At 42.0% G+C, this 13,270-nt stretch carries 13 protein-coding genes; 9 read left to right on the top strand and 4 right to left on the bottom strand.

Translation table 11 applies throughout. The features are described 5' to 3' along the window. Window positions 1–51 precede the first annotated feature (51 nt). Window positions 52–1,821: a pyruvate kinase gene (pyk, locus tag NLP_RS26530; protein WP_104908938.1), complete on the bottom strand. Its 1,770-nt coding sequence runs from the start codon at window positions 1,819–1,821 to the stop codon at window positions 52–54. 380 nt (window positions 1,822–2,201) lie between these two features. Between pyk and crtR the strand changes: the two genes are divergently transcribed. The 3 genes from crtR to NLP_RS26515 all read left to right on the top strand — a co-directional run bounded on the left by crtR (window position 2,202) and on the right by NLP_RS26515 (window position 3,899). Then, the gene (gene crtR / locus NLP_RS26525) at window positions 2,202–3,092 is read left to right on the top strand and encodes a beta-carotene hydroxylase (protein ID WP_104908937.1); all 891 of its coding nucleotides are present in this window, start codon (window positions 2,202–2,204) and stop codon (window positions 3,090–3,092) included. Between the two features lie 62 nt (window positions 3,093–3,154). Then, window positions 3,155–3,520, top strand: a complete 366-nt coding sequence (locus NLP_RS26520) for a papain fold toxin domain-containing protein (RefSeq protein ID WP_104908936.1) — start codon at window positions 3,155–3,157, stop codon at window positions 3,518–3,520. A gap of 13 nt (window positions 3,521–3,533) precedes the next feature. After that, window positions 3,534–3,899 (top strand): hypothetical protein, encoded by a 366-nt coding sequence (locus tag NLP_RS26515; protein WP_104908935.1) that lies wholly within the window; start codon window positions 3,534–3,536, stop codon window positions 3,897–3,899. Between the two features lie 114 nt (window positions 3,900–4,013). On the opposite strand, the gene NLP_RS26510 is transcribed toward NLP_RS26515, so the two are convergent. After that, window positions 4,014–4,238, bottom strand: coding sequence for a DUF433 domain-containing protein (locus tag NLP_RS26510; RefSeq protein WP_104908934.1), 225 nt, complete (start codon window positions 4,236–4,238; stop codon window positions 4,014–4,016). 628 nt (window positions 4,239–4,866) lie between these two features. On the opposite strand from NLP_RS26510, the gene NLP_RS26505 reads away from it, so the two are divergent. The 3 genes from NLP_RS26505 to NLP_RS26495 all read left to right on the top strand — a co-directional run bounded on the left by NLP_RS26505 (window position 4,867) and on the right by NLP_RS26495 (window position 6,664). After that, on the top strand, window positions 4,867–5,307 hold the full coding sequence (locus NLP_RS26505; RefSeq protein ID WP_104910047.1) for a hypothetical protein: 441 nt from the start codon (window positions 4,867–4,869) through the stop codon (window positions 5,305–5,307). 204 nt (window positions 5,308–5,511) lie between these two features. Beyond that, window positions 5,512–5,985 (top strand): TspO/MBR family protein, encoded by a 474-nt coding sequence (locus NLP_RS26500; RefSeq protein ID WP_104908933.1) that lies wholly within the window; start codon window positions 5,512–5,514, stop codon window positions 5,983–5,985. A gap of 205 nt (window positions 5,986–6,190) precedes the next feature. Then, window positions 6,191–6,664: a TspO/MBR family protein gene (locus NLP_RS26495; RefSeq protein WP_104908932.1), complete on the top strand. Its 474-nt coding sequence runs from the start codon at window positions 6,191–6,193 to the stop codon at window positions 6,662–6,664. A gap of 5 nt (window positions 6,665–6,669) precedes the next feature. Here the strand turns inward: NLP_RS26495 and NLP_RS26490 are convergent, their stop codons facing one another. After that, window positions 6,670–7,377 (bottom strand): M15 family metallopeptidase, encoded by a 708-nt coding sequence (locus NLP_RS26490; protein ID WP_104908931.1) that lies wholly within the window; start codon window positions 7,375–7,377, stop codon window positions 6,670–6,672. 491 nt (window positions 7,378–7,868) lie between these two features. On the opposite strand from NLP_RS26490, the gene NLP_RS26485 reads away from it, so the two are divergent. From NLP_RS26485 to NLP_RS34395, 3 genes are read left to right on the top strand one after another with little or no spacing between them, the layout of a single operon-like run. Then, a complete protein-coding gene (locus NLP_RS26485) occupies window positions 7,869–8,180 on the top strand; it encodes a CU044_2847 family protein (protein ID WP_104908930.1) in 312 nt (103 codons plus the stop codon). Between the two features lie 60 nt (window positions 8,181–8,240). After that, window positions 8,241–9,815, top strand: a complete 1,575-nt coding sequence (locus tag NLP_RS26480; protein ID WP_104908929.1) for a trypsin-like peptidase domain-containing protein — start codon at window positions 8,241–8,243, stop codon at window positions 9,813–9,815. A 37-nt stretch (window positions 9,816–9,852) separates the two neighbouring features. Beyond that, entirely contained in the window at window positions 9,853–12,873 is a 3,021-nt protein-coding gene (locus tag NLP_RS34395) for an AAA family ATPase (RefSeq protein ID WP_199784701.1), read from the top strand. Window positions 12,874–12,933: 60 nt separating this feature from the next. On the opposite strand, the gene NLP_RS26470 is transcribed toward NLP_RS34395, so the two are convergent. Beyond that, window positions 12,934–13,188 (bottom strand): hypothetical protein, encoded by a 255-nt coding sequence (locus NLP_RS26470; protein ID WP_158680544.1) that lies wholly within the window; start codon window positions 13,186–13,188, stop codon window positions 12,934–12,936. Window positions 13,189–13,270 lie beyond the last annotated feature (82 nt).

The following is a 13,270-nucleotide window of genomic DNA, read 5'->3' as shown; positions in this document are numbered from 1 at the left end:
GGCAAAGGGGAAAGCGCTTCTCCCTTGCTCCCTGCTCCCTGCTCCCCACCCCTAAGTGGTTCTCACCGCCCCAGAGTAAATCAAACCCCGTTGCAGATCCAGCGTTATAATCGCCCCATCTCGAATCACCTGCGTTGCCTGTTTCACGCCCACAATCACTGGTACACCGAGACGTAAGCCAATCACTGCTGCGTGACTTGTGAGACTTTCTTCTTCAGTAATAATCCCGGCAGATTTCCGAATTGCCTCCACAAAATCGGCACTAGTGCGGGGTGCAACCAATATGTCTCCGGGATTAAAGTTACTCACATCCATACCAGTACTAGCTACCCGTGCGCGACCACTCACTGAACCTTGTCCCAGTCCAATTCCGTGACCTAGTACTGCCGTTACCACCTCTACCTTAATCAAATCTGTAGAGCCAGAAATCCCCTGGAGTGTGCCAGCAGTCATCACTACTAAATCTCCCTGGGACAGTAACTGAAGTTCCTGAGCCACGTTAATTGCAGCTTGAAATGTCTGACCAGTGGAAGGTAATCCTAGCACCAACAGCGGTTTGACTCCCCACACCATCTGTAGCTGCCGCGCTACATTTACATGGGGTGTCACTGCCAAAATCGGTGTGTGAGGACGAAACTTAGAGACATTGCGAGCTGTTGCCCCTGTTTGGGTTAGGGTCATAATTGCCGCTGCACCTAGTTGTTCGGCAATTTGACCAACAGCTTGACTAATCGCATTGGGAATGGAGCGGCGGGCATCTCTCACAGAACGTAAGTTTAAGTGTTGGGCTTCTTCTTGCTCCATACGTTCGGCAATTCGCGCCATCGTCGCCACTGCTTCTACAGGGAAGCTACCCACGGCGGTTTCGTTGGAGAGCATCACCGCGTCCGTGCCATCTAAAATCGCGTTTGCCACATCCGACACTTCAGCGCGAGTGGGACGGGGATTGCTCACCATGCTGTCTAACATCTGAGTAGCGGTGATGATCGGAATTCCCAAGCGATTTGCTGTCGCAATTAGCCGCTTTTGGAGTACGGGAACATCTTCCGCTGGCAATTCCACCCCTAAATCGCCTCTAGCAACCATCACCCCATCACACAAAGCCAGAACTGCTTCCATTTGTTCAATGGCCTCGTGCTTTTCAATTTTGGCAACCACTGGCACTTGCTTGCCTGTACTGGAAATTAGTTCTTTAATTTCAATCATGTCCTGGGGATTGCGGACAAAGGAAAGTGCCACCCAATCTACACCCTGATCTAGACCAAACATCAGATCCTCTCGGTCTTTGTCGGTCATTGCTTTAATTGACAGGTAAACACCGGGAAAGTTTACGCCTTTGTTGTTAGAAAGTTTACCAGGCACGGTGATGCGACAATGCAAATCACCTTTGTCCCGGTTAATTTCCTCCACCAGCATTTCTACTCGTCCATCATCAAGGAGGATTTTTGCCCCAACTGGGACTTCCTCGGCTAAATAATCGTAGGTGACACAGCTAATTTCTTGCGTACCGATCACCGGACGATTTGTCAAGGTGAAGCGATCGCCTTTTGCCAAAACTATAGATCCGTTGTCAAACTTCCCCAAGCGAATTTTTGGGCCCTGCAAGTCTTGGAGAATAGCCACTGGCTGATTTAGTTCAAAAGCGGTTTGCCGAATTAAGCGAATACTACGCTGATGGTCGGCATGAGTTCCGTGGGAGAAGTTTAGCCGCAGCGTCGTGGCTCCCGCTTCAATAATCGCCTTGAGCATTTCAGGACTGCTAGTGGCGGGGCCAATAGTAGCGACAATTTTTGTCCGGCGCAGAGAATCTCTTAATTGCATAGGGGCTGAAGTTAGGGAGCTATCTGGGAAGTCATCGTAACTTAAGTGGCATCTCCTTTTCAGTCACTGCTATATCAATAAAATATAAGCAGTTAGAGAGGGTTTATGGGAGAGTGGGGGCTGTGGGATAGACTAGATATAGTACATCAATCTTGTATCCATCCTCCCAACGAAGGAGTTTATTCCATTAACTTCTTGCCGATTGTCATACCCCACTGATCAGTAAAGACTAGGCTTTGTCTGGAATCATAGCGTTATTCATCTGCTGATATGCAAAGCTGTGGATAAATCTTGCCATACAAAACTTTGCAAAACTTTATTATTCACTAATATTTATCGTATATTCGTAATGTCTGCTTAAGAAGGAGTCAATCTTAAAGATGATCGCATCGGAGGCACAAAAGCCACTGACAATCCCACCCAAGGAATTTTTAGCGCCTCCTGGTGATTTCAATCCGACGCTGCTGTTGTTTTCTGTAGCTGTGGCCATGCTGGTGTTATCCAACTTTGGTTACTGGCTTTGGGAATGGCCGCACTGGCTATGCTTTTGCGTGAACACGATTGCCTTGCATTGTGCTGGAACGGTAATTCATGATGCCTGTCACCAATCTGCCCATCGCAATCGGGTGATGAATGCAATGTTAGGTCATGGCAGTGCGTTGATGCTAGCTTTTGCTTTTCCGGTATTTACGCGGGTGCATTTACAGCATCATGGCCATGTTAATCATCCTAAAGACGACCCAGATCATTATGTCTCTACGGGTGGGCCATTGTGGCTGATTGCAGTGCGGTTTTTGTACCACGAGGTGTTTTTCTTTCAACGGCAACTGTGGCGTAAATATGAGCTATTAGAATGGTTTATTAGCCGCTTAATTGTCGGTGTAATTGTTTATATCTCAGTGCAGTACCACTTTTTGGGTTACATTCTCAATTTTTGGTTTATACCGGCTTTTGTGGTGGGGATAGCACTAGGCTTATTTTTTGACTATTTACCCCATCGTCCTTTTGCGGAGCGCGATCGCTGGAAAAATGCTCGCGTCTATCCTAACCCGATTCTGAATATCTTGATTATGGGACAGAATTACCACTTAATTCATCATTTGTGGCCTTCGATTCCTTGGTATAATTACCAACCCAGCTATTATCTGATGAAGCCCCTGTTAGATGAAAAAGGATGTTATCAAACTTCAGGATTGTTGCAGAAAAAGGACTTTTTTGAGTTTGTTTATGACATCTTTTTAGGAATTAGGTTTGATCATCAAAAAGAGTAGAGTTATTGTATGAAGCGATCGCCCACTAATAGCTAGCACTGGGGAATTGACAAAAGTACATCATGATCAAGGCTAGCATTCATAGTCAACTGAGTGCGATCGCTCAACAGTTCCCAATTTTTGAATGTGTTCCATGTGCGATCGCCTTGCGCCAATTCCTCATTGAGCAAAACATTTCTGGTAAACAGATTACCCTGTTTACAGGTAGTACAGAAGATCCTTTCTGCAACATCTACCATGAACGCCTCCGACAAAATATCTCCATCAACGGACGACATGAAGTGATCGCCGTTGAAATTGATGGACAAGAACTCATCTTTGATAACATCCACCCCGAAGGAATTTCCAGAGTAGACTGGATTAATAACCTATACTGCCCTGCCCAAGATTTAGGCGGCAATTTCCAAATCACCGAAATCGAATTTTAAGCTAGAGGGACAGATGGTTGATTTATATGACCTAATCTGCAATATAAAGAAACGTCCTGCCATGTATTTAGGACGAGCCTCCATATCCAATCTCCGCACTTTTCTGGCAGGTTACTGCTTTGCCCGTCGCCAGATAGGAATCCCTCAAACACTACAAGAACAGCAATTTTCAGAATTTCAAACCTGGATTCAGCAGAGATTTAATTTAACTTCCAATCATACTTGGGATCAGATTATTTTATTTTTCTCCCAAGATGAACACACTGCACTAGATCAGTTTTTCAAATTGTTTGATGAATTCACTCAAACAGAACATTCCAGTGAATTTCAACCGAATTCAACGAATAACTTGATAGTAGTTTCAGGAACTCAAGAGTAAAAGAAACTTGAAATAGATGCTTTAATCTAAGAACTTGACACAAAACTACGCCAATGGCAACCTGACATTGCTCAACAAGTGCGGCGAAGCCTTAAGGGTCGTGGAACACACTCATCAAGCAGAATTCGCATAGGCGGTTAGCATTTCCTTTGCTAATTCGAGAGTGGCGATCGCTTGCTCACGGCTGACACTGGGAAAGTGATCTAAAAACTCATCCAGTGAGTCACCCGCTTCTAGGTAATCGATCAAGGTTTTTATCGGCACACGAGTACCAATAAAAATAGGGGTTTCTCCCAATATATCGGGGTCGCTGTGAACAACACGTGATGTGGATGTCATATAGTTAGCTTGTCTGCAACAGACTACCTTCCGATCCTAACTCTCGTCGTCTGGGAAATCTTAGCATATATGCCATTGTTCCTTTGCAGAGTGCGATCGCTAACTGACAAAACTGCATCATGACCAACGCTAGCCTGCTAGCAGATACCTTAATATAGAAGCAAATACGACATCTTGTTATGGAATAGATGCTTTAGAGGATGTCTGAGAAGTATCAAATATTGGTTAATCCCCCTTACCCCCTTAAAAAAGGGGGAATAAGAGCCTTGAAGTCCCCTTTTTTAAGGAGGATCTAGAGGGATCTCTGAGCGTTCGGTGTATACAAAAAACTTTTTAGACATCCTCTCAGCATTTCCTTTGCTAATTCTAGAGCGGCGATCGCTTGTGCCTTTAAGTTAGATATTTATTAGAAGTTCAGAAATCAACAAGTTTTCAGTTGGGATTGAACTTTAGTGGTTGGTAAAGAATTTTTGGGCAAAGTTTGACAGGTTGTCTTTTGACGCAACTATTCTTTTAAAATTATTGTTCCTAAATACTGGTGAAAAAATAGCATTAAAAATCTTTGAATTTTCCTTTAATTGCCTTTCCCCAGTTAGCCTGGTCTACTTCGTTTACTCTTATAAACTCTATGTTCCACTTTACCCTAGAAAAGAATTTAGGATGGCTATTATTAATTTCTGTTCTGATTGCCACACCAGTTAATGCCCATACTGAAAAGGTATCACAAGATGTGGGCGGGATGCTGCATATTGAACCCCATGACAATCCTGAAGCTGGTAAAACCGCTCATGTTTGGATTGTCCTCACCCGTAAAGGTGGGCAACTAATCCCCCTGACACAATGTAACTGTCAGTTGGCTATCTACCCTCAACCTCACAATGAAACTGATACGCCATTGCTAAAGCCAAGTTTACATAATGTATCAACCAAGCAATATAAGAGCATTCCCGGAGCCGAGATTGTATTTCCCAAAGTAGGAGCTTATGATTTGGAGTTAAGCGGTACTCCAAAATCTGGAGCTAGTTTCAAGCCTTTTATGTTATCTTACACTGTTACTGTCGGCTCATAAAAGCTTTGTAATTGCAGTGCGATCGCCTCTAAAGCAGTAGCCATGCCCAATGCCCCATTCCCAATTCCCAAAATTTAAAATCCTGCCAAACGATGTCAAAGTTTCAAACTCAGGGATGATGAGTAATTAGCAATTAAATTGACAAAATCACACTATAAAGAGTGATATTAAGCGATAGATAGCGCTTGTAAAGGACTAACGGGCATGATTAAATCTTGGATAGTGATTGGGGGCGTGGCTTTCTTGGTTGCTCTAGCAGCAAACGTGATTACGCCAAGCGATCGCCAATGGTTCAAGCGTTTACAACGACCGAGATGGCTAACTTTTGAGGGTGCAATTCCGATTATTTGGACTGTAATATTTATTTGCGGTGCTTGGTCAGCTTATATTGTCTGGGAAAAAGACCCTGGAAGCACCTCAACCTGGTTAATCATGGGTTTATATCTGCTATTAGAAATAGTTACTATTGCCTATACACCTGTAATGTTTAAGCTTCGCAGTCTGAAAGTCGGTACAATTCTTGGTGGCACAGGTTTGATCATTAGTGCTTTATTGATACTTGCAGTCTTAGGTTTTTCTAACTGGGCAGCACTATTACTAGTTCCTTATTTGCTCTGGAGTCCCATTGGTACTTATACCACTTGGCAGATGATCCGTCTCAATCCTCAAGATGCCTAGTACCGCAGGGCGGAAGTCAAAAGTTAAAAGTCAAAAGTCAAAAATATTATGGAATTGCTTTCTCTATCTGGATTTTGTGAATCCATCGGTCACAATTCTTTTCAGATTGGTCTAAGAATCGCACCAGGGAATGATTAAACATATAGCCTAAATTGTCAAACTTGCAGTATATGACTTGACAAAATACACAAAACTTGAATGCATTATGATTCCATTTTGGATAATAATTGGGGCTGTAACTTTCTTCATCGCCCTTGGTAGTTTCTTGATTACGCCGCGTGATGTTAAATGGTTTACACGATTAAGTCGCCCTCGCTGGCTAGTTTTTGAGCCTCTGATTCCGGTTATCTGGACTGTGATTTTTATCAGTGGTGGAGCTTCAGCTACTATTGTCTGGCAAAAAAACCCCGGAAGCCTAATTACTTGGCTATTAATGGCTTTGTATCTCGTGGTAGAAATTATCACCGTCGCCTATATACCGCTAATGTTAAGATTTCGCAGTCTCAAAATCGGCGAAATTCTTGGGCTAATCGGTTTGATTTTAGCCGTTGTCCTGGCAATCTGCGTTTTACCGATTTCTTTAATGGCAGCGCTGTTACTCCTTCCCTATCTAGTTTGGACTCCCATTGGTACTTACACCACCGACGAGTTAAGAGAGTTAAATCCTCAAGATGCATAACGCATCTATGGAAGACGCCCATAATGTGCTGTAACAGGATTGGCTGGATTAGATTGATTATTCAGCCAAGCCCACATTTGATCGCCAAAACAAAAATGCCACCACTCTCTAGGATTGCGTTGAAAGCCGGCTTTTAACATTACATCTTGCAATAGCTGACGGTGAACATGATACTTTTGCGTTTGTGAGCGATCGCTATTGGCATAATAATCTGGGTGCGATCGCTCTGACATTTCATCAATCGGCGAACCCATATTTACTATTTTCCCTGTATCATCTACTAGCGTCACATCCACCGCCCCACCAGTACTATGAGGAGGCGGAGTTTTTTCATCCAAACTAGGTGCAGCCCAAATTGCATAAACCGCTTCCCAAATTTCTTGGCGTTGGTTTGGTGATAACTCTACATTAGTCAGTTCTCTATCCTGCACTGCTTGGGCGAAGCTGTAATCTACCATAAACTGCTGGACTGCGATCGGGCGATAAGCATCAAAGATTTGGATATGCCAGTTAGGATGCAGCAAATTAAGATAATTTTGCGCTTGGAGCAAATTTTCAATAACGCTTTGACGGAGATAATAGGGGGAGCGATCGCCATAAGGCGCACCCAATTTTTCATAAGGATGGGGAGATTCCACCGCAAACAATTCTAAAGGAATCGCTATTATCGGTTCACCACACTCAAAAATCGGGATTTGATGATAAGGTCTCATCTAGTCAGCTACACAGGACTTACGGATTTTAACGCAAGCATAGCATTCTGTGTAACGAGTCTCTTCTTCCTCTGTGTCCTTTGCGCTCTGCGTACAATACCAATTTTTCTCAATCCTGAACAGTAAACCAAAAACTTTTTTCTAAAGGGCGATGCCTACGCCTATGCTAATAATCTGCTACGTATACAAAGTTACAGCGTTTTTCAGGCAAATGAAGTAGACAGGTAGGGGCACAACATTGTTGTGCCCTTACGATAATCTGTACCTCACCAAGTTGGAATCTGCTGTATATAAATTACTTAGGCTGTAATTACTGCTTATAAAGTTCTGAAACCTTTCAAAAAATGAAACGATCAAAGTAACGTGTAGCATATTATGAATCGTTACCAGACTCAAATTAATCGCGCCCGATAAATGTAACAATACCATCTACCTTCTTCCCATTATTCAGGAAGATAATTGCACGAAAAATTAACATAAAAAAATGAAGTATGGCAGATAAAAGCAAAATTGTTTCCTTTGAACTTTCGGACGGCAAAATAATTAAAGTAGAGGTTACGCCTATAGGGGAACAACCTGTTTCTGATGAAACCAGAGTCTTTAAACAAGCGACAGAAATTATTAAATCCATTGCTGAAGATGTCGCAGGTTCATTAAAAGATATTAGCCAGACAGTCAAACCAGATAAATTTAGTATCAAACTAGGTTTACAAATTGGAGTTGAGTCAGGACAACTAACCGCTTTAATTGTGAAAGGAACAGGCACAGCTAAACTGGAAATTACGATGGAATGGGGTAAATAAGAGTTGATTGTCTTACAGTTGTGGTAATCTTTTTACAAAGATGCTAGATCAGAGCAATTAATGGGTAACGAAGACGATTTACAACGCTGTACAGTGCGTTTAAATGTTGCCAGTAGTCAGGGAACAGGTTTTTTTGTTGCACCGAATTGGATTCTCACCTGCGCCCATGTGATCGAATCTTCGAAAGATAACCCTGTGGAAGTATTCTGGAAAGCAGGAAACCAGAATTACACAGCTAAAGTTACGCAATTATACAAATATCCCCTTGATTTAGCCCTTTTACAACTGTACGAGGATTGTTTGGATCATCCCTGTGTTGAATTGGATGACACAAAACCCAATACCAACGATGATTTATATATTTTTGGTTATCCCAAGAATAGCGAAGTTGATTATTCGCAGGGGGATTCAGCAAGCTTTAAATATGAAGGAATAAGTTTTAAACAGGATATTATTCTCTATAAGTTAAAGCAAGGGCAAGTTATCTCAGGCTTTAGTGGATCGCCTTTGTTAAATTTACTAACAGGTAAAGTGTGTGGAATTGTGCATCTTTCTCGTGATGAGGATAGCGATTTAGGTGGGCGGGCAATTTCGGCTCAAGTTATTGTGCAACAGTTTCCCGAAATTGCCTTACTTAATAAACAATTTCATCAGCCAAAGCCCAAAGGTGATAATCCATTTGAATATGGTCTTCCTGTTCCTCCACAACGTTTTTACGGGCGGAGAAAAGAGATTTTAGAGATTAAAAACCGCATTGGCGCAATTAGTCCTCAATGTGTCAATTTGGTTGGCTTGCGGCGCAATGGGAAAACCTCTCTATTGCGATATATCAAAGAAAGAATCAGCGAATTTTGTTCGCCAGAACAAAAGCCTTTAGTTGTTTTCTTAGATTTAACGAATGGGAATTTTCATACTCCAGAAGGGATTATTGAAGGCTTAAGGCGAGGGATTCACAGACTAACAGGGAATTATCCTTGGTTAAAGGAAGATAATAAAGATGGCTTTGCAGTAGAAGATGGCTTACAGTTTTTAGTAGATGAAGGGTATCGTTTAATTATTTTATTGGATGAGTTTGAAGCCATTGCTAGTAAAAAAGATAGATTGGAATTGTTCCAGGATTGGGGAGAAGATTGGCGTTCTAAGGCTTCTGCGGGTTTATTAACAATGGTAATTGCCAGCAAACGCCCTCTTAATGAAGTTTACGAAACTTTGAGTCTGGGTTCTCCCTTTGCCAATATTTTCAGTACGACTATTTTAGGGGCATTAGAGGAGGAAGCTTGGCAAAGCATCATCCAGAAAGGATTTCTGCCTAATTCTGCGGTATTACAATGGGTAGATGAGTTAGCAGGAGGGTTGCCCTATTATGTGCAGATGGCGGGGGCGATGTTGTGGCAAAATAGGAATCAAGAAATAGCTAAAAATGAGTTTAATTTTCAAGCAAACCCTCGTTTTGAAGAACTTTGGAAAGATTTAACCAAAGTTGAACGTTTAGCATTACGTTATGAGTTGGAAGAGAGTAATTTACCTATTCCCGATCTGGCAATTGTAGATAGGCTTCAGCGTCATGGTTTATTACGGAAGAATGGGCGTTTATTTAGCAGTATTTTTGCAGAGTTTGTGAAAGGTCAAAGATAAAGCAAGAAGCCAAAGATTCAAACATTAAATATAAAAAATGTTGCTGTTTTTGCAAGAAATTTGGGAACTATTTTGGTGGGCAATGTTTTGTCCTTCAAGGCTTCAGCAACGAATGAATGAATGGTTGCCTCAAAAAGAAAAAGATGGACGCAGACCAGACACAATTTTTTTTGAGATTTTGTTGTACGGAAAGTTACGATTTATTAATCAGTATTTATTACTATTATTTATTTTTAATATTCCTCTTATTTTAAGACTGATTGAGCGTAATCAATTGTTGGATTGGCTACAGTTACCTTGTGTAATGTTAATTGCTTATACGACAGGAGTTTTATTTTTACCTTTAGGACTGGTTATCCCCTTGTTGTGGTTGATAGTTGTATTAAATCAGCCTGATAGATGGTTAAAGGGCTTAATAGAAGCTATTAAATTTTTACCTCCTTTACCTCAAATGGGTATAGGTCTTGCAGTTTTTGGAATATCTGTATCATTAACTGTTTGGTTAATATTGCAACTGTTAAAAAAACAACATCTTTCCCTTGCTCTTAATGTGATGGTGGTGGGAGGAACAATCAGCGTGATGTTAGGAGCGTGGTTAGCAACTCAAAACTGGTTGTTTCTCTTGTTAGTAAGTGGAATGACAGGCATTTTCCTATTTACAGCAACAGAAAGTATAGAAAATAGTGATGATGCAGGAGGAGTGGCGGGAGTCGTGGCGGGAGGAGTGGCGCTCGTCGTGGCGGGAGGAGTGGCGCTCGTCGTGGCGGGACAAGTGGCAGGAGTCGTGGCGGGCGCGGCGGGCGTGGCGGTCGTCGTGGCGCTCCTCGTGGCGGTCGTCGTGGCGCTCCTTGTGGCGGTCGTTATGGCGCTCCTCGTGGCGGGACGAGTGGCGAGAGTCGTGGCGGGAGGAGTGGCGAGAGTCGTGGCGCTCATCGTGGCGGGACAAGTGGCAGGAGTCGTGGCAGGAGGAGTGGCGCTCATTGTGGCGGGAGTCGTGGCGGGAGGAGTGGCGCTCATTGTGGCGGGAGTCGTGGCGGGAGGAGTGGCGCTCATCGTGACGCTAGTTGCTACTTTACCGCTTACTTGGTTTTCGGTTGTTGCAAGTTTAATCGCTTTTGCTCTTGCACCAGCAAAAGACAACAGAGTTTTTATCATCACTACAGTAATTTTAATAGCTCTTTCTGCCCAAAATTTAGGATGGCTTTCAGTATTAATTATCCCTCTAACTTTAGTCAGCTATTACAGAATATTTCCTGATTATAGCTTTAATTATAACTTTATCTCTAGAAATGGTTATTATACATTTCCTCATTGTTTACTAAAACTTTTCAGATTTTCAGATTCAACAATTAGGCAGTTACGTCCCCAAACAGCAAAAATACTTTTTCAATTACCTCCTTACACTAGCGAACTTCTGTGGATACCTTTACCTAATCATGCTCAACTTCTTGTTTCTGAATTTCGTGAAAGACCTCAACAAGCCTTAACAATCTTTCAATATACCCAAACTTTTTCCTTACCAGGATTTCAAATAACCCTACAAAATGCCTTACCACAAATTGTCGCCGACCAACTCCAGCAAATTCAAAGTATTCCAGAACTAATCTTTACTGCCAACTCAGACCATCCTATATTACCCTTCCTGATTTCCCCCTTCTATCACCTCAATTCTAACAGCGATACCCCCACTCCAGAAACACCTTTATCAAAGGTTAAACCCGAACTTTCTATCCTTATTCCTCGTTTGCAAACTATTATTCAAGATATTCAATCTGCACTTGAAAATAAAAATATACCCCTACGAGAACGAGGATTAGAAAAAATCAATAACAAGCTTGTGCAATTACAATCCCAATTACCCTCTCTGGGACTTAAAGACGAAGCCATCAAACGCTGGACACTTGTACTGGAACATTGGCAAAGGGTTATTGAACTGGAACAAAATGAACAACGCAAACTCTCTCAAGACGAACTAATCAACCCGTTCCAATATGGAAATCCGGTGCGACTTGAGCAAAAAAACTTGTTTAAAGGTCGTCAGAGATTTGCCAATGAAGTTGTCCGTCGAGTTTTAGACCGTGACCGACCTACCCTTGTGCTGCATGGCCCCCGTCGCTGTGGTAAAACTTCCTTTTTGTATAACTTTCCCCGCCTGCTTCCCAGTGATATTCTCCCCGTATTTGTGGATATGCAAAGTTCCGCCATTACCACCAGCGAATCTGACTTTTGCTTTGGCTTAGTCCGTGCAATTCATAAAGACTGCAAAAGTCAAGGTGTTCAATTACCAAACATTCCCAAACGCACCGATTTTCAACCTAGTCCCTATACTACCTTAGAAGATTGGTTGGATGAAGCACTTGCCCAAATCGGAGAACGGCGCATCCTTCTCAACCTTGATGAATTTGAAAAAATCGGTACCGCCATCCAAAAGGGACAAATAAATTTACGTTTATTTGACGAACTGCGCCACTTAATTCAACATTATGAACAACTCGGTTTTCTCTTTTCTGGGGTGCAAACTTTAGAGGAATTAGGCCCGAATTGGAGTAGCTATTTTATCAGCGTTGTCCCGATAGAAATGCTTTATCTTGAACCTAACGAAGCTGAGGACTTACTGCTTAATCCAGATCCAGCTTTTACACTGGGTTACGCTCCAGGCATTGTAGAGGAAGTATTAATGCTTACCAATTGTCACCCTTACTGCCTACAATTATTGGGCGCATCAATGGTGAATCAAGCTAACTTTAACCATACTGATTTTATTACTACTGAACTCTTGCAAGCTTCTATTAATGACGCATTTATTTCCGGTCAACCTTATTTTACAAATATTTGGACAGAATTTACAGGAACTACACCTGAAGAAATGGTAATTGGTCAAGAATTATTATTACAAGTTGCCAAGACTGATATTTTATTACCTATAACTACTGAAATTGCTGAAAAGGTATTAACCCGCTTGTTGCGTTATCATATTTTACACAAAATCAATGGAGGATATGATTTTGAAATTCCTCTGTTAAAACAATGGGTGAGAGAGCGTGCAGTAAGAAGCTAATTCTTGAAAGTAAGGAATTATATCATATCCGTTTGATTACTTATTAAACCCGCAGAACCTTTAAGTAAAAAATTCGGCAATTGCCAAATCATAATGTAAAACTAATTGAACAAAAATAATAAACGGCTGCCCGAATTCAAGAAACGGCTGCCCGAATTCGATAAACGACACCCCGAATTCAAGAAACGGCTGCCCGAATTTAATAAACGACACCCCGAATTCAAGAAACGGCTGCCCGAATTTAATAAACGACACCCCGAATTCGATGAACGACTGCCCGAATTCAATAAACGACACCCCGAATTCGATGAACATAAGTAGGTAAACATAATTCATTACACAATGTCATTGCGAACGCTTCGCTTGCAATGACTGTAATTAATTTTGCGTAGTTACT

Source organism: Nostoc sp. 'Lobaria pulmonaria (5183) cyanobiont', from assembly GCF_002949795.1.
Taxonomy (GTDB): Bacteria; Cyanobacteriota; Cyanobacteriia; order Cyanobacteriales; family Nostocaceae; genus Nostoc.
The sequence above is the reverse complement of the archived record's forward strand: the minus strand, read 5'-3'. Positions and strand labels throughout refer to the sequence as shown.